The 16,443-nt window shown below is 58.8% G+C and carries 17 protein-coding genes and 1 pseudogene; all 18 read right to left on the bottom strand.

Features of this window, described 5'->3' with window-relative positions:
* On the bottom strand, positions 1-752 hold a 752-nt coding region (gene buk, locus ACPLUI_RS03205), incomplete at its 3' end, for a butyrate kinase (RefSeq protein ID WP_424658834.1).
* A 22-nt stretch (positions 753-774) separates the two neighbouring features.
* Positions 775-1,320 (bottom strand): BMC domain-containing protein, encoded by a 546-nt coding sequence (locus ACPLUI_RS03210; RefSeq protein ID WP_424658835.1) that lies wholly within the window; start codon positions 1,318-1,320, stop codon positions 775-777.
* Positions 1,320-2,675 carry a 4Fe-4S dicluster domain-containing protein gene (locus ACPLUI_RS03215; protein ID WP_424658836.1) on the bottom strand — a complete coding sequence of 452 codons (1,356 nt, stop codon included), beginning with the start codon at positions 2,673-2,675 and terminating at the stop codon, positions 1,320-1,322. The genes ACPLUI_RS03210 and ACPLUI_RS03215 overlap by 1 nt, the downstream gene beginning before the upstream one ends.
* Before the next feature lie 19 nt (positions 2,676-2,694).
* Positions 2,695-4,089: an aldehyde dehydrogenase family protein gene (locus ACPLUI_RS03220; protein ID WP_424658837.1), complete on the bottom strand. Its 1,395-nt coding sequence runs from the start codon at positions 4,087-4,089 to the stop codon at positions 2,695-2,697.
* Between the two features lie 51 nt (positions 4,090-4,140).
* Positions 4,141-5,142, bottom strand: a complete 1,002-nt coding sequence (locus tag ACPLUI_RS03225) for a cob(I)yrinic acid a,c-diamide adenosyltransferase (RefSeq protein ID WP_424658838.1) — start codon at positions 5,140-5,142, stop codon at positions 4,141-4,143.
* A 27-nt stretch (positions 5,143-5,169) separates the two neighbouring features.
* Positions 5,170-5,448, bottom strand: coding sequence for a EutN/CcmL family microcompartment protein (locus tag ACPLUI_RS03230; RefSeq protein WP_424658848.1), 279 nt, complete (start codon positions 5,446-5,448; stop codon positions 5,170-5,172).
* 52 nt (positions 5,449-5,500) lie between these two features.
* Positions 5,501-6,379 (bottom strand): hypothetical protein, encoded by an 879-nt coding sequence (locus ACPLUI_RS03235; RefSeq protein WP_424658839.1) that lies wholly within the window; start codon positions 6,377-6,379, stop codon positions 5,501-5,503.
* A gap of 15 nt (positions 6,380-6,394) precedes the next feature.
* The gene (gene eutJ / locus ACPLUI_RS03240) at positions 6,395-7,225 is read right to left on the bottom strand and encodes an ethanolamine utilization protein EutJ (protein WP_424658840.1); all 831 of its coding nucleotides are present in this window, start codon (positions 7,223-7,225) and stop codon (positions 6,395-6,397) included.
* Positions 7,218-7,829 (bottom strand): phosphate propanoyltransferase, encoded by a 612-nt coding sequence (pduL, locus tag ACPLUI_RS03245; RefSeq protein WP_424658849.1) that lies wholly within the window; start codon positions 7,827-7,829, stop codon positions 7,218-7,220. The genes eutJ and pduL overlap by 8 nt, the downstream gene beginning before the upstream one ends.
* A gap of 462 nt (positions 7,830-8,291) precedes the next feature.
* Positions 8,292-8,558, bottom strand: a pseudogene (locus ACPLUI_RS03250) (BMC domain-containing protein); the annotation flags it as partial.
* 34 nt (positions 8,559-8,592) lie between these two features.
* The gene (locus ACPLUI_RS03255; RefSeq protein ID WP_424658841.1) at positions 8,593-8,958 is read right to left on the bottom strand and encodes a glycerol dehydratase reactivase beta/small subunit family protein; all 366 of its coding nucleotides are present in this window, start codon (positions 8,956-8,958) and stop codon (positions 8,593-8,595) included.
* Complete coding sequence (locus ACPLUI_RS03260) at positions 8,955-10,796, bottom strand: diol dehydratase reactivase subunit alpha (protein WP_424658842.1); 1,842 nt, start codon at positions 10,794-10,796, stop codon at positions 8,955-8,957. The genes ACPLUI_RS03255 and ACPLUI_RS03260 overlap by 4 nt, the downstream gene beginning before the upstream one ends.
* A gap of 23 nt (positions 10,797-10,819) precedes the next feature.
* The gene (locus ACPLUI_RS03265; RefSeq protein WP_424658843.1) at positions 10,820-11,353 is read right to left on the bottom strand and encodes a diol dehydratase small subunit; all 534 of its coding nucleotides are present in this window, start codon (positions 11,351-11,353) and stop codon (positions 10,820-10,822) included.
* Positions 11,354-11,368: 15 nt separating this feature from the next.
* Positions 11,369-12,043 (bottom strand): propanediol/glycerol family dehydratase medium subunit, encoded by a 675-nt coding sequence (locus ACPLUI_RS03270; protein ID WP_424658844.1) that lies wholly within the window; start codon positions 12,041-12,043, stop codon positions 11,369-11,371.
* A gap of 15 nt (positions 12,044-12,058) precedes the next feature.
* Entirely contained in the window at positions 12,059-13,732 is a 1,674-nt protein-coding gene (locus tag ACPLUI_RS03275) for a propanediol/glycerol family dehydratase large subunit (RefSeq protein ID WP_424658845.1), read from the bottom strand.
* Between the two features lie 21 nt (positions 13,733-13,753).
* Positions 13,754-14,575, bottom strand: coding sequence for a propanediol utilization microcompartment protein PduB (pduB, locus tag ACPLUI_RS03280; protein ID WP_424658846.1), 822 nt, complete (start codon positions 14,573-14,575; stop codon positions 13,754-13,756).
* Between the two features lie 16 nt (positions 14,576-14,591).
* Complete coding sequence (gene eutM / locus ACPLUI_RS03285; RefSeq protein ID WP_424658847.1) at positions 14,592-14,876, bottom strand: ethanolamine utilization microcompartment protein EutM; 285 nt, start codon at positions 14,874-14,876, stop codon at positions 14,592-14,594.
* Between the two features lie 116 nt (positions 14,877-14,992).
* Positions 14,993-16,096, bottom strand: a complete 1,104-nt coding sequence (locus tag ACPLUI_RS03290; RefSeq protein ID WP_424658850.1) for a glycerol dehydrogenase — start codon at positions 16,094-16,096, stop codon at positions 14,993-14,995.
* Between the last annotated feature and the right edge of the window lie 347 nt (positions 16,097-16,443).

Genomic DNA, 16,443 nt, shown 5'->3' on the forward strand with positions numbered 1-16,443 from the left:
CCCCGCCCGTTGATCAGGCGAAGAAGTTCCTCCCGGGTGTAGCGGCCGCTAAAAGCCAGGCGCGCCACCTCCGCCGCCGGCAGTGAACCGCTGCGCTCGGGAGTAAAAGGCCCTTCTCCGTCCACCCCGTTGCTTACGTCCACCACCCGGCCCCGGCGGTGAGCACCGACGGTTATGCCACCGCCCAGGTGTGCTACAATCAGATTCACTTCCTCGTATTTCTTGCCCAGTTCTGCTGCCGCACGCCTGGCCTGACGCTTCTGGTTCAAGGCGTGAAAGACGCTCCGCCGCTGGATCTGGGGCAAGCCGGAAATCCGGGCCACCGGCTCGAGTTCATCCACGCAGATGGGGTCGACGATATATGAAGGGACGTTATATGGAGAACCCAGCTCATAGGCCAGGAGGGCACCCAGGTTGGAGGCATGCCTGCCGTAACGTTCTTCACGCAGCTCCTCAAGCATGGCCCGGTCAACCGCATAAACACCACCGGGGATGGGCTTCAACAAGCCGCCCCTTGCTGCAATGGCGGTTAACTCTTCCACGTGCAGCCCTTTATGCTGCAATTCCCGGCGCAATGCCTCGAGCCGGAAGTCAAGCTGGTCAACAACGCGTGGGAAAACCGCCAGCTCGTCCGCCGGGTGGGCGATATTTTCGACCCACCGTTTTTCGTCCCCCACAAAAAAAGCTATTTTGGTCGAGGTGGAACCGGGATTGATAACGAGAATCTTTTCTCCGTTGTTCTGCTCCGTCATAAAGCTTCTTCCTTTCTGCCTGTTAAAACAGCCTTTCCCAAAGGGCCCTGTGCAGGCTGGAAATTACCTCCACACCCACGATCAGACCGTTTTCAACGGCAGCGACGGCACGTCCCACCGCCGCCTGCACTGCTGCGACCTCACCCTGGAGGAGAACCAGGGATTTACCGCCCAGGCCCCGCGCCAGGCGGATCTCCAGCAATTGTACCTGCCCGCCTTTAGCGGCGGCATCCCCTGCTTTGATGGCAGCCGCACAGGCAAAGGTCTCAATAACTCCCAGCGACCCCCTCGCGGCAGGAACCGCCGACGTCCCTGTCAGGGCCGGAACCACCGATGGATGCACCGTACCCAGCACAAGGGAATCCACCACATTTTCAGAGTCAAAATCCACCGCCGTGCGCACAGCGTTTCGCACGGCCCCTACTTCCCCGCTGACCATGGCCACAAACTTACCCGGACAAACGGGAGTGGCCAGCACCAGTTCGACCGGTGAAGACTTGAGCAGCGCGTCCGTAGCTGCTATACCGCGGGCAATACCGCGCCACTCCACCATACCCAGGGCATTCATCAACCGCCATCACCCACCCTTTCTGCCTCGATTACCACCGCATCTGCAGAAACCTGCGCAACGCGACCATCGATACTGGCATGAACCGGCACTCCCAGAACATTGTCAGGCACCTCGGCCACCACCTGGCCGGCTACCACCCGTTCCCCGGGTTTGACAACCGGTTCTGCTGGCGCTCCTATGTGCTGTTTGAGCATCAACCGTACCGTTTGCGGACGTACACTTTCCTCCTGAAGGGGTGCCGGGAGATCGTAACGAGACAGCCCCAGCCGGTTTACCAGGCGTGCCGTTGGTACGCGGCGATATGACCGCTGGGGATGCAAACCACGCAATTCACCGGCCGGCGGCTTGAATCCGCTGCGGGACATCTGGCGCTTCAACCATGCATTCACCCGCCTGGGACTGAGTCCCATGGGACAGGCGAAAACTTCACACAGGCCGCACTCAGAACAAAGCCACGGAGCTCCCCCGGCCACCAGCTCACCGGTTGCATAGGCCAGGCCGGCCATATTGCGGTCCGGCCGCAGGCCGTGGCCCAGCAGATAACGGGGGCAGAGTTCCGTACAGTAACCGCAGTGGCAGCACATGCCCCGCGTCCGCCGCAGGTCCACATCGATATCCACCTGTTTGCTTGAAACCAGGGGGTGATCGGCCGGCAGGATGATAAGCCCGCCGGTGGTCCTCGTAACTACAGCATCCAGGTCCACCAGGCGGCCCATCATCGGGCCCCCTTCAATAATTGCGAATCTTTTTATGACCGGCCCGCCGGCAAGGTCCAGCAGGTCCCTGACGGGCGTCCCAACCGGGACACGAAGGGTCACCGGCTTTTGCACCGCACCGGTCACGGTTACTATTTTTTCAATTACAGGCCGGCCTTCCATAGCCCGGTGCACATTGAACAGCGTCTCAACGTTGTTGACCACCACACCAACCTGGATGGGGATCCCTCCCGGAGGGATGACACGCCCGGTAACTTCATACACCAGCACGTGCTCGTCACCGGCAGGGTAAAAATCCTCCAGGAAGTGCAGTTCCACAGCTGCCTCAGGCTCGTCAGCCAGCGCCTCCCGCAGGGCGCCCGCGGCGGCCTTGTACTTGGCTTTAATCCCTATAGTGGCCCTGGCAGCACCCGTTGCACGCATCATGATCTTGAGCCCGCCAACCACTTCGCGTGCAGCCTGCCGGAGCAATTCCTGGTTACCCCGCAGGAGAGGCTCGCACTCGGCAGCATTGGCAATTACCCACTCCGCACGGCTGGAGGCCTTCATATAGGCGGGAAATCCCGCACCTCCCGCCCCCACCACACCGCACTGCCGTAACCGGTTTACTATTTCTTCTCTGCTCCACCCAATCACTGGTCAACCCACCCGTTTTTTAAATAATCCGGAAGCCATCCACCAGCACACAGCGGCGTTGACGGGTAAAGCTCCTGGCTGAAGTGAGGCCTTCTCCCGTGGGACCGGCAATGGTAAAAGTACAGTAACCCTCGCCACCGGCACCGATCCCGGCATAGCACGGTGCATTTTTCACAAAGATGGTGGTCTTGACTGCCCGGGCAAATTCTGTCATATAGTCAATATGTTTGGAATGCATGATTGCTGTGTGCCGGTTGTTGCCCTCCACCCGCACAGCGAGCTGAATCCCCTCTTCAACGTCACGCACCCGGACGACCGGGAGTACGGGCATCATCTGCTCATGGGTTACAAACGGATGGTCAGCGTCCGTTTCCATGATGACCAGACGCGTATCACGACCCATATGAACGCCGATCTGCTTCAGGATATAAGAAGCATCTTTGCCCACCAGGTCCCGGTTGAGCACTACATGACCATTCCCGTCCTTTTGAAAAGCCAGCCTGGTCAGGGCATCTGCTTCACTTCCCTTGACCAGAATGGCCCCTTCTCTCTGCATCCGGCGGATGAGGTCATCAGCGACTTCATCAACCACAATCAGCGCTTTCTCGCAGATGCAGGGCATGTTGTTGTCAAAACTGGCCCCCATGACAATGTCGCGCGCAGCCCTGTCTATATCGGCCGTATGGTCTACCAGCACCGGCGGGTTGCCTGCACCGGCCCCGATAGCCTTCTTACCGGAACTCAAGGCCGCTTTAACGACACCGGAACCACCGGTTACGACCAGCATGTTGATGCCCGGATGGCGCATCAACTGAGTGGCTTTTTCCACAGACGGGTCGCTCAGGCCCACAACCAGCCCGGAAGGACCGCCGGCACGTATGATGGCTTCATGAAGAATCTCGATGGTCTTGAGTGAAGTCTTCTCGGCTGAAGGATGAGGCGAGAAAACCACCGCATTACCGGCAGCAACCATCCCGATACTGTTATTGATAATGGTAGCCGCCGGGTTTGTCACCGGGGTAATGGCACCAATTACACCCACAGGAGCCATCTCGACAAGTGTCAGCCCGTAATCACCGGTATAAGCCGTGGGCTTTAAATCTTCAGTACCGGGCGTTTTCTGCGCTGCCAGGGTGTTCTTCACAATTTTGTCCTCTACGCGGCCCCTTCCGGTCTCCTGGACAGCCATTTCAGCCAGCAGCCGGACATTGGCCAGCGCCGCCTCTCGCATGGCCCGCACCAGTTCTTCCCGCCGGGTGAGGTCCATCAGAGCCAGTTTTTCCTGCGCCCGTCTGGCAGCCTCCACCGCATCATCCAAACTGGAGAAGGCGCCCTGCATACCTTCTTCTTGCTGGTTCAACTTTTCCAGAATCTTTTCTACGATGGCGTATATCTCAGCCTGTGCTACCTGCATCTTAAAACCTCCCTGTCATGTCTTCCCCAGCTGGCCGGAACCCGTTAGACCCTACTGGCCCTGGAGCTGATTCCACTTCTCGACCCCGGCCCGGGCCACTTCTATATCCTGCTCAACGCTCCCGCCACTGATACCGATAGCCCCCACAATGTTGTTTTCCTGGTAAAGCGGGATGCCCCCACCAAAAGGAACAATCCTGCCTCCGTTGGTGGTATTGATGCCGTACAGCGGCCCGCCGGGGGCAGCCAGCACAGAAAGCTTTTCCGTTTCCATCTTCAAGGCCACCGCCGTATATGCTTTACCTGCAGCAATATCCAGACTGGCCAGCAGGGCGCCGTGCATGCGCTCCAGCAGCACAGGGTTGCCTGCACCATCAGCCACCACGATCACCATGGGAACCCCAATCCGGTGAGCTTTTTCTTCTGCTGCCGCAGCGATCTGGCGGGCTATGTCAAGAGTAATCGTTTCTTTCACGTTACCACCCCCTCTTGTTTTTTCCAGGACTCTGGTCATAACCACCTTGACCAGGTGCTCGTGTGCCTCCACTCTCGCCAGGACAAACAACAGATCTGAAAGGCGATTTAAATACCTGATTACCTCTTCCCTCACGACCTCCCGCCTGGAAAGCCGCACTACCAGCCGTTCCGCCCTCCGGGTAACAGTCCGGGCCAGGTCAAAGGCCGCCTCGGCAGGGACATGTCCGGAAACCGCAAACCCGCGCAAAGCTGGAATACGATCAAGTCCTTCGTTTATGTCCTCCTCCAGGCGGCTGATCATCTCATCTTCCACGCGGGCCCCCACCGCGGACACTTCCGGGCGGGCCAGCTCCGAACAAACCACAAAGAGTTCTTTTTGTACCCTGGCGGCAACCTCCTGAACCCACGCACAGCAGGCCAGCGAACGTCCCAGAGCCAGCGCCGCCCCTGCTTCATCCACCGTACCATAAGCGCTGACCCTCAGGCTGTCCTTGCCCACCCGTATTCCTCCCAGAAGGGATGTTTCTCCCCTGTCGCCGGTCCGGGTATATACCCCGGGTGTACGATTTTTCTTCACTGTCCGACCACCCACTTATACCATTTCTCACCGGCTGGCCATTTCCACGGTATCAACAATACCAATAATGGCAGCATCCACCGGTACCAGCGTGTCAGCACCGTTCACTGTCCGCGAGGCAGGTGATCCCATGACTACCAGGACCGTTTCCCCAACTCCAGCGCCCACGGTATCCACAGCTACAAATTCCTCCACCTCTGTTTTTTTACCGGGCTGCAGCGTTTCGACCACCAGAAGCTTGAAGCCGGTCAACCGTTCGTCCTTCCGCGTGGAAACCACCGTACCAATCACCCGTCCCAAAATCATCACTTGCTCACCTGCCTCTCTTTAAATCCAGTCCCGGGGTCATGGAACAGGATCACACTTCTTCCACCCGCCAGCCGGCATCCCGGATTGTATCCCAGGCCAGTGGCGTAACCAGTGCCCCCCTGGGAACCCTGACCACCCCGTTCTTGTTTACCAGGGCACCCAGCTCCGTGCGCGTGATAACCATGCGCCGGCCGGAACGCTGCTCGACTGCCGGCACGCTGGACAAAACGGCGGGTAACTGGTAGGGGCTCTCCGGCAGGTTCTTAGCCCGTGACGACTGTGGAGCTGTTCCAATTTGAACCCGCCTCCCGGTCATTTCCGCCACAGCACCACCCAGTTCCCGGGCCGGTACCAGAATCACCCCGAAAGCCGCAATTTTCTCCAGATTATCTTTCATGGCCTGGACCAGTGGCGGGCGGCCCCGGTTCATCCCCAGGCGGGCAAAACCCTCGCTGGCGGGGTCTGCCGCATCACTGGCCGCTATCACCGGCAGCCCGCGCATCAAGGCATCCACCAGCACCTCCGCTGCCGCCGAGTCCAGCAACAGCGAAGCCAGACGCGCTGCAGTGGTCCGTGTGAGTACGGGTACCACCACCAGGTCACAAAGCTTGAGAAGCTCTGTATGCCTGCCACGACTGCTTTCGCCCTCAACCAAAACGTCAACAGCCTGCAGTTCCTGCCTCCACTTCCCGGGGTCATGAATAGCCGCCGCCGACCGGGAGAAAAGGATGAAGTACTCCAGCCCCACCCCTCGCTCCCTCTTCAGGCGCGCAAGTTCCTCCAGAGCAGCCCGCGCACCGATGGTCCCACCTGTAACCACAACCAGTATCCTGCTGTGCCCGGGCGGGGGTGATGCAGGAACCTGTCCCCCGTTCAGGCGGCGTAACACCTCTTCCACTATACGATTCACCAGCTCTTCACCGGTCACCTGTTCTCGCCTCCCTTAGCCAGCCGGGCAACAAAGGGCAATCCCCAGGGGGGTCACCAGCAGAGGTTCCGCCGGGCACAGCACGGGGACATCCAGCTGGCGTTGCATCACGTCAACAAATCCATGGAACGAAAAGGCACCGCCGACCAGGTAGACAGTGGGTACATCCCACCCCTCGAGGTGGCGCCGCACAATAGCTGCCACTTTCTCCATCACCGGGCGGACCAGCGGGAGGAGCTCCGGCTGCCTGCCGGGATCCAGCTTCATAGCTTCAGCTTCACTGAAAGGCAGCCCATAATGCCCGCTGATCACCAGGGTAAAGTGGGTGCCGCCGGTCGGCTCATCGGCGGTATATACCACTTCACCTTCCTTAAGGATGGAAATGCCCGTCGTACCGCCGCCCACATCCACCACGGCTCCATCCCGTACCCCCAGCACCGCGGATGCTGCAGTGGGTTCATCGACTACATTCACAACCTGAAGTTCCGCACTTTCAACCACGTACCGGGTAGCTCTCGAGTCCCTGTCTCCGGTACCCGGCGGTACAGCAGTGGCCGCTGTCAACAATTCCGTGCCCAGCGTTGAGCGCAGGTTCTCCACGAGACGCCGCACAATATTTACGGCACCTACATAGTCCACCACCAGGCCATCCCGCACCACCTGTGCCGGTTTCAGTGCGCCGGCCACCGGCTGGCCGGTTTCGTCCACCACCGCCACCACAACATTGGCAGTGCCGAGGTCGACACCCACACGCAGACGCCCCTGCCAGGCTTTGAGCGGTTCATCCATACGGGACTTGAAGGTGGCGATTAATTCATTCGCCCGCTCAAGCTGTCCCTTAATCATCGATGATCACCTGTACGTGATCCCCGTTTTTAAGACCGGCCGCGTTGGCTTCATCGGTATCGATATGGATTTCAAGGCGGTATGCGGGTGATACACGTACCAGTACCCGGTCGAAAACTACCCTTCGCAGCCCTTCCGTACGCACCCGTACCAGTTCCCTGTCTTTGAGCCCCCAGCGTTCAGCTACATCGGCAGGCATGTGTATGTGACGCCAGGCCAGTATGACACCCTCCTCCAGGTTGATGGCCCCCCTGGGACCAACCAGAACCGCCCCGGGTGTTCCGGAGAGGTCGCCCGAATCCCGGACCGGAGGGTCAATCCCCAGAAGGTAAGAATCGGTACGGGAGATTTCCACCTGTGTTTGTCCCCTCGGTGGACCCAGGACACGGACGTTTTGAAGCACGCCCCGCGGCCCGACAACTGTTACACATTCCTTCGCAGCGTACTGGCCGGGTTGGAGTTCCCTGATGGGAGTCAGGCTATACCCGGGGCCGAAAAGCGCCTCGACATGCTCCGGTGCCAGATGGACGTGACGCGCTGATACTCCCACCGGCACCCGCAGGATTTCGCGTTCCGCCGCCTGCCGGCGCTGGACCTGCGCCACTACCGCCCGCACCAGGGCGTGAATTACATCTCCGGGAATTTCCTGCGGCAGCACCGCCGTTGATTGTTTCAGTTCCAAGCTGCTTCACCTACCTGTATTTTTTCCTGTTCCGGGAGTACCGGCGACCCTTGACCAGTTTTATATCGGTTTTTTCCGGTACCGTAAGGCAGGCGGAAGAGGTGTGCTTTCCACCCGGACAGGGAGCAAGGCGCAGCACCGAAAGGGTTTCATGTTTCAGTGCCTGCGGCGCCGTTCGCGTCCGCCCCGGCTTTCCCTGTTTCCAGAACCGGGGTTGCTCGTTTTTTTTTCTTCAGGCTCCGGATTTTCAGTAACGGGCTCCAATTCCGCCGCCTCCGGTGCCCCTTCTCCCCCTCCCGCGGTGTCCGGAGCACCGGCGTCCGACCCTTCCCGGGAAGCCGGCCCGGGTCCGACGCGGCCGGCACCTCTGGTTGCAGGGCTGTTGATCACAGGTTCCACTTCTTGATGGGGACGTGGAATGACATGGGAAGACACAACCTTACCCACCCGCGAAGCAGCAGCTACACCAGCACTGACAGCAGCCTTTACCGCTCCCACGTCCCCACGAATCTTAACCACCACCATTCCGCCGCCCTGTGTCAGTTCGTAACCGACCATCTCCACATTAGCGGCTTTAGCCATGGCATCGGCAGCCTCCACAGCCGCTACCAGTCCTACCGTTTCAATAAGGCCTAAAGCCTGGGTGGCCAATTTCCGGTCACCTCCTCCTGATTAAAACAATGGCTTACATGGTTTTGAAGGGCACCACTTTTACCAGCCGCGCTGCATTTGTGCCCACTATCCGTGCCACTTCCGGCCTTAAATTGAGATGGACGGTGAACACGGGCTGGTGCCGGCGGAGCTTGCGGTGGTGAATTACGGCCTTACCCTGGCTGTCCAGACCAATACCTACTTCGAGCGGGGAAATACGAGCTGCCTGGTGGCCCAGTTCTTCAGCATCCCCGTTTCCCTCCTGCACCACCACCGGCACACCTTCTTCCTCCAACCCCAGCAATATCTCCCGCTTCAGGGCCTCGGAAACGTTCCGGCCGGGACACATCAAGACCACCGCCGGGCGTTCACCCGTCCACCTGGCGTAAACAGAACTCACCTGCGTGCACCCCCAACCCGACCATCAACTGCAGATAGAACCAGGCCCGTGGCCACCGCGTTACGAGGCCCTTCGGTACCCCGGATGTTGGCCCGCCCCGTAACCACACCATAATGGGCCAGCGCATCGGATATGAGGTGCGGTACTTCAAAGTCCAGGGCAGACCCGCCCACAAGAACCACAAAATCGATAAGCCTTATGTTTTGCCCCGGGGCCACCTGGCTCAGAGCTCTAAAAGCATTGGTTACAAAAACTTTCTCCTTGGCCGACCGGCGCACCGCACGGATCTTCTCGACTGATTCACTCACAGGGACGGGAACCAGCTCGCCCCCTTCTTTAACCACCACGACCCGGCCAAAAACACCGGGGTCCAGAGCCTGGTCGTAAAAGACAACAGTTCCATCTTCCATACGGATGTGGAACAGACTTTCCACTTTCGCCAGCGGGTAGCGCTTGATTTCCTCTGCCAGGTGGCGGTCTTCCAACCCCAACTCAGAAGCAATGAGCATGGTTACCAGTTCACCGGCTCCCGCCAGGTGCACAAAACTCAATTTGCCTTCCTGATTGATAAAGGCTGCATCAGTGGAACCACCGCCCAGGTCCAGAATGGCTACCGGGCGGTCGACCCCCGGAGTGGTCAGGGCACCGAGGATGGCCATCTGGGCCTCCACTCCGCCAACCTCAACCCGGAAGCCCAGCTCCGCTTCCAACCGGCGGGCAATCTCTTCCATGGGAAACCGGCTGGTCCTGACCATGGCCGCCAGGGCCACTGCATTTTCATTGGAAAACTCCCCGGCCAGCCCGCCAACCACCTTCTGGGGAACCAGCGTGTCGACAGCGAGAATATCCCTGATCCGGACTTCATCCCTGGACTGGCCGCTTAAATCAGCCATCACCTGCCGGACTTTCTCCAGCATGCCACCCACGTTGGTGCCCGGAGTACCGCTGGCATCCACGAGTGGGGCCACCCGGTCCAGAGCGGCCATGATCTGTCCGGCCCCCTCCTCCAGGTCCACCTCCGCCCGGCCCTTCTCTCCTTCCAGGATCACACGGCCGGCCGGGATGCGGCGCTCCCTGACGTCTCCGGCAGGCGTTTTAATCACCACCGCAGAACGATTACCGATGAGTGCCCGGGCTACGGGCACCACATTCCGGGTTTCTTCGGGCGTGAGCTCGAATACCGTGGCGATACCATAAGGGTTTGACAAGGTTTGAATCACGCCGCCGGGCGGGGCCACTTCCACCGCCGCACGCATGGAAAGCGGGACCCGCTCGAGATATTGCACCTCGTCGACCACCGGCATGGGCTTTTTAACCCTGTTATAAATGAGCACCCCGTCATCCCGCTGGGCAATAGCCCCCTGCACATCAACACCTTTATCCAGCGCCTGGTTGATCAGGCGGGCGGCAGTATCATAGGTAATACTGGCCGGGACCACAGCTACCACACGGTCACCCGGGGCGCAGGACGGCAACTGATCCACAGGAACTGTCGTACCCACTCCCAAACCGGTGCCGCCCGGAGTGGCCGGGTTGTGCCCGATCATGGTTGATTCCGTAATTACCGTCTCGGTAATAGCCTCCATGGCCACATCCGCGATTACGGGCGTTGCCTCATTCAAGCGCAACAAAGAAATATCGCGCAGGCGGCAGCCGGCCCGGGCGACAGCTTCTTCCAGGGCCCGCTTCACACCGGGGACGTTATCTACTGTCCCCTTGATACCGGTAGTGGGAACGAGCGAACTGGCCAGGAAACTGACCCGTCCGCCCGCCTCTACCTCAGCCAGAGCTACTTCTGTTGAATTGTTACCGATATCGACCCCTGCAATGATCGTCATTGCGCAAGGCTCCTTCGTCCTTTTTATGCACTCCGCAGCCGCCCGCGGCGCTCGTAGACATCGGCCGCTTCCCGCACAAAAGCTGCATTGATCCTGGCACCGTACTTGTGCTCCAGTTCGTCGGCGATGGCCAGGAGCTCAGCCTTGGTCGACCTGTACGGCCTCAAAGCGTTGTAAATCTCCAGGATGCGTTCGTCGGGCACCCCGGTCAACTCTGCAGCCCGCCGGAAATTTTGAGCAAGCTGCTTGCGGCCGCAGGCTTCAGCAATCCGGGCCTGCATGAGCAGAGCGTCTGCCGTGATCCGCACGTCCTGGGGTGTAATTTTGCCGTTCAAGACGTTTTCAATGGTTAGATCTTGCAACTTTTTGCCTGTGGCCGTACGTATCAATTCAGGGCGCTTTTCTGCCAGCGGGTAATCCTTCCCGGGGTCCAGGTCACACCCGGTTTTCCCCGCCTGAGTGCCAGCTTCCTCCGCCGGCGTGTTTTCCCCGCCGGCCACGTTGCCCATCTGCTTGAGAACCTCACGCACCAGTTGCTCTATATAACGCGCATCCATCCCGGCACCTCCTCCTTAATAAAACCGGGGTTCCAGTTCTGTAGAACTGGCTCCGGGCACCACAAACTGTGTTTCTTTGATGTGCATAACTGCCGCCCGGGCCTGGTACTTGGGCCGGGCCATTTGATCGTTGCGGACCGGCACCGGATCCGGGTTTTCACCCTTGGCGTAACGGGCCGCGTTCCGCCCGATAGCCCTGTACGTTTCCAGGTCCAGGAGAGGTGACTGCGGAAACAGTTCCAGGTTGCTTAAAGGAGGAAGGTCCTTCTGGTGAATCACTGTCGTGCCGCGGGATTGAATTCCGATACCGATACCGGAACCCGAAAGTTTGGCCGCCTCATGAGCTACGAAGGCCACGTCCGATGTCTTCCTGACTCTTATCACACGGGCGCGGCAGCCCTCTTCTTCAATACCGGCCATGATTTCACGCAAAACATCCGCATGAGGCAGGCCGATAATAGTCCTGGTGAATTTATCGCCAAATGCGGGGGCAAGGCCGATTACCACTTCACTGCGGTCAGTGCCGGGCCGTGCTTCCCCCTTCTCCGTCAGGACCAGCCCCTGCCCTTGCCCTGTCACTGGAGCAGCTGGAGCCCTGTCCACCTTCTCCGCATACCCGCTGCTCTGCAAGCGTGACATTTCCTGTATTACCTGCTCCACGATCTTCTCAATCAGGGCGTTGTCCACCATTCCCTTTCACCTCCCCTAGATTTCCATATCTTCGGGCCGCAGAGCCTGGGCAATATTCTTAATTTCCTCCCAGCGCTCCTTGCTCAAACGGTAACCGGTTCCCGGACCCCGGTAGTCGTTAAGGTCGTTTACTGCGGAGATGACATGGAAATTATGGTCCAGAATTGCGGAGGTATGCAGGTAGTCACCGGATACCCTTTGCTTGAGCATGTTGAGTATATTTTGCGCGATATCTTCAAAGCCGTGCTTGGCCAGGGCTTTAACCACATCCAGCCCGGTTACGCCGCGCGCTATCATATCCTGAGCAGCCTTAAGGTCTTCCGGCACCTTGCGGGGCGGCATATCTTCGGAACCGTGCGCGTAAGTCGCGGCTTCAACTTCTTCGTCGGTGATTTCGGGCAGACCCAGCTCCTTGAACACCGCCTGCAGCGCCCTGGCCGCCCGGTTGCGTACGGCCACAACTTCCTCCTCGCTGACCGGTCGCACCCCGCCGTCCACCATCAGGTCCCGCTGCAGGAGCAGGTAGTCGTCCATATCTTCAATATCAAAGTTGGACCCTGCAAACATGTTGTCGTAGTTGGGTACTGCACTGTAACCGGAGAAGATGAAGTCCGTGCCTGCTGCGAATTGCGGCAGCATGCGGGCAGTCCGCCGTATATCCGAATGGGAAAAAGTCTGGTCGTTACCGGAAGCCACTTCCAGGTCCAGCATCATGGTTATCAGGTTCTCAGCCGCCACCGCACGGATACCCGTCGGTACGGCACCCGGCACGCCAATGCAGCTGATGGACCCGTTTTGCAGTCCCTGCACGCCAGCACCCTTGGTGAGCATTACGCAGCGGGCTTCCAGGTAGAGCATGGACTTACCCTCAGCGTAGCCCATCTGCACCTCCGAACCGGTACCGGACGTAAAGCGCATCTTCAGGCCGCGGGAAGCATAAGCCGAGGCCAGGAACGCTTTGGACCACGGAGTATCGTCACCGTCAACAAATACCTGTTCCGTACCATACACCGAAATAGTTTCGGCGTAAGAGGTAAGGCCGCGCATTCCGAGCTGCAACTCAGTAGCTTCTTCCAGAGCACACTGGGTGAGCACACCGCCACGTCCCGTCTGGGACCCCACCAGCAGGGCCAGGGCGTTGAAAGGAGCGTAGCGGACCACACCCACGGTGGTTTCCTGCTCGGCAAACCCCCGCAGGGCGGCTTCTGCTGCGTCCGCCGCGATTTGCACCGGGTTGTCCCGCAAATTGGTGACGTGGCACTGATTGGCCGGTGTCTTCCGGGCACGCATTTTCATCATGCCCATCATGATTTCCACGATGTTCATGTGCCCCAGAACTTCGACCACTTTGGCCGGGGTCATACCCTGAGCCAGCCTGGCGATTTCCTCGCGAGGCACATTGATGTCCACGACCATCCTGGCAATCTGCGCGGAATCCATGGCCATTACTTCCGGGGCAACGTTCACATCGATGAAATAATCAGCAATAAATTGTTCGATCATATCGAAATCCTCACGGCGCTTACCATCCATTTCCACAACCTGGCCGTTTTCGATCTTCAGGCTGGGCTTCGGGTCGAAAGGACTGTTCATGGCTATCAGGCCCACTTCCGGCCATTCAGCCACAAACCCGTCCTGGTTGACCGGCCTGTTGGCCAGAACCTCGAAACGTTTCGAACGTTTAGCCATTAATCCTCACCTCCCACGCTGTTAAATATAGGGCCTGGTCAGGGATTGGGGTTTGTCTCCCAGGGTGCTGAGAAGTGCAATCCCGACTTCCCGGGCGGCAATGAGAGCCTGGCGGACAGCACCGGAGTCACCCGAGATGAAAAGGATGGCTTCGTTTGTAAAACTTGTCCCCTTGGCCGGGCTGGCGTAACCAATCACCTGTACCTCTGCGGCCTTGACCGCTGTATCGCAGCAGACCACGCCGATGGCCGCAGGTGCACCAACGATCAGGCCGAATGCTTTGCCCAGCGGCGCGCCAAACGCCTTCTCCAGGGCATGGCTGGCCCGCGCGGTGTACTGGAACTCCAGGTGGCCGGCGTCATTAGCGTAAACGTCACCAAAAGTCCTCTCCAACTCCTGCAGGGCGACTTCCACCGCCCGGCGGGCGTCGGAAACCTCCTCTGCCCCAAAGATGATCAGGCTGCCATGACCGGCACCACCCTTGGTATCCCGGGGCAGTTCAACAGCCACGACCTCGGTATTGGTCGCCTTCACCGCTTCATCCGCCGCCATGATCTGCGGGCCGGCACCAGTACGGCCGCCCAGGATGCCGATGGACCGGTAACGGCTGTCCAGTCCCATCTTCTCGTGGAGCAGCGGGTCAACGTTGGCAATGACCAGACCGATGGTATCCCCTATAGCGGTACCGACAAATTCGGTAGGCAGGGAAGTCAACCCCCTTCCTGCAACCTGCTCGGTGACAGGAGAGGAACCGGCGGGCACGCTGGATGCCGCAGCACTGCTGGCCGCCCCCACTTTTTTCATCACCTGTTCCAGCACCTTCTGGACAAGTTGCTCGTCCATTTAAGTCACCTCCAAATTACTTCTTATCTGCTGCAGGCAAAATCTTCTCCACGTCGGTGTGCGGGCGCGGAATGACGTGCACGGACACTACTTCTCCAACCCGCTTGGCCGCAGCCGCACCTGCATCAGTGGCAGCCTTGACCGCACCCACGTCGCCCCGGACCATGACCGTCACCAGACCGGAACCGATCTTTTCGTAGCCAAGCAAGACTACGTTTGCGGCCTTCACCATGGCGTCCGCCGCTTCGATGGCCGGGACCAGTCCCCGCGTCTCCACCATGCCCAACGCTTCTCCAGTCATAAACAATCCAACCTCCTTAAATAGTTTGTGTAGTTATTTGATTTATGGTAAACCCCCTTCCCGGGGTTCCCAGGGCCGGTGGGAATTAGGACCGGGAAGGGGTTTTTACCCGATCGTTATTCAACAGTAATGCCGTGCCGGTGCAGGTAAGCCCGGCCAATGGCATCAGCAGCCAGGATGGCATCATAAACCATATCCGGCGTGACCGGGAAGGGCATGTTGTGAATCATCATCCCCGGTTCACATACCTTCTCGGCGACTTTTTTGATTTTTTCCGGCGAAGGTTCTTTTACCCCCAGTTGGGCGAGTGTAATGGGGAGACCCACGCGGATGCAGAAATCAAGCACTTCCTCGATTTCTTCTCTCGGGTGGTCCTCCAGCACCAGGTGCGCCAGAGTTCCAAACGACACCTTTTCCCCGTGGTACGCGTGGTGAGTCTCTTCCAGCACCGTCAGGCCATCGTGAATGGCATGAGCGGCGGCCAGGCCTGAGCTCTCAAAACCAATCCCAGAAAGCAATGTGTTGGCTTCAACTATTTTTTCCACCGCGGGAGTCACCACCCCGCGTTCGACAGCCAGCCTGGCCTGTTCCCCGTACTCGATGAGAATTTCATAGCACAGCCGTGCCAGCCGCAGGGCAGCGGTGGTCGTACGGCCGCCCGGTATGTTTTGGGCAGCTGCCTGTGCACAGGAGGCCGCTTCAAACCAGGTTGCCAGCGCGTCCCCCATGCCGGATACCAGGAAACGTACCGGCGCTCTGGCAATAATTGAAGTGTCCACCAGCACAAGGTTGGGATTCTGCGGCAGGATGAAATAACGGTCAAAAACGCCCTCTTCGGTATAAATTACGGATAAAGCGCTGCATGGGGCATCGGTTGCTGCAATGGTCGGCACAATTACAACGGGCACCTTCATTAGAGCGGCTACGGCCTTGCCGGCATCGATAACCTTGCCGCCGCCCACCGCCATCACCACGTCACATTCTGCAGAAACAGCCGCCGCCTTCAACCGGTCAATCTCGGAATCGCAACACTCGCCACGGAACGTCTCAAATACGCAAGCAACACCCTTTTCCCCGCAACTTTTTTCAATGCTTTCCCTGGTCTGGGCAAAAGCAGTTTTGCCGCCGGTCACAAAGACCTTTTTGCCCAGCCTGCTCACATGCTCACCGATTTCCGCCAGTGCACCCGCTCCCTGGACATACCTGCTGGGAGCGATCATTACCTTGACCTGGCTCACAAGCAACCCTCCTGTGTTACATTTGCGAATATTTGTTATGTAAAAACACTTCCAAGCATCATAAATTATCATCTGTTTTCAGCCTAAATATTCGAGGCCTCCCCCCACCCGGCCTGTGGACAATCATGACTGCACCTAGCACTATCTTGTGCTCGCACAGCGATTACAAAAAAATATCGTTCACCCTGGAAGGTGAACGATCTGGACAAAACCGTTTTTTCGTATTTTTTTGAAAGCCCCTGATTACGCGGTTAATACATCTTCATGTTAATGTTTACCTCGCGGGTGCCACCAGCTGGTGAACCGCCGCCACCTGGTACGCACGCCGC

This window comes from Desulfofundulus sp. (assembly GCF_049701015.1).
In the GTDB taxonomy this organism is placed as follows: Bacteria; Bacillota; Desulfotomaculia; order Desulfotomaculales; family Desulfovirgulaceae; genus Desulfofundulus.

Coding starts and splice junctions, on each gene's coding strand:
- ACPLUI_RS03210 (WP_424658835.1), bottom strand. CDS start 1,320: ATGAATGCCCTGGGTATGGTGGAGTGGCGCGGTATTGCCCGCGGTATA.
- ACPLUI_RS03220 (WP_424658837.1), bottom strand. CDS start 4,089: ATGCAGGTAGCACAGGCTGAGATATACGCCATCGTAGAAAAGATTCTG.
- ACPLUI_RS03230 (WP_424658848.1), bottom strand. CDS start 5,448: ATGATTTTGGGACGGGTGATTGGTACGGTGGTTTCCACGCGGAAGGAC.
- eutJ (WP_424658840.1), bottom strand. CDS start 7,225: ATGATTAAGGGACAGCTTGAGCGGGCGAATGAATTAATCGCCACCTTC.
- ACPLUI_RS03260 (WP_424658842.1), bottom strand. CDS start 10,796: ATGACGATCATTGCAGGGGTCGATATCGGTAACAATTCAACAGAAGTA.
- ACPLUI_RS03265 (WP_424658843.1), bottom strand. CDS start 11,353: ATGGATGCGCGTTATATAGAGCAACTGGTGCGTGAGGTTCTCAAGCAG.
- ACPLUI_RS03270 (WP_424658844.1), bottom strand. CDS start 12,043: ATGGTGGACAACGCCCTGATTGAGAAGATCGTGGAGCAGGTAATACAG.
- ACPLUI_RS03275 (WP_424658845.1), bottom strand. CDS start 13,732: ATGGCTAAACGTTCGAAACGTTTCGAGGTTCTGGCCAACAGGCCGGTC.
- pduB (WP_424658846.1), bottom strand. CDS start 14,575: ATGGACGAGCAACTTGTCCAGAAGGTGCTGGAACAGGTGATGAAAAAA.
- eutM (WP_424658847.1), bottom strand. CDS start 14,876: ATGACTGGAGAAGCGTTGGGCATGGTGGAGACGCGGGGACTGGTCCCG.
- ACPLUI_RS03290 (WP_424658850.1), bottom strand. CDS start 16,096: ATGATCGCTCCCAGCAGGTATGTCCAGGGAGCGGGTGCACTGGCGGAA.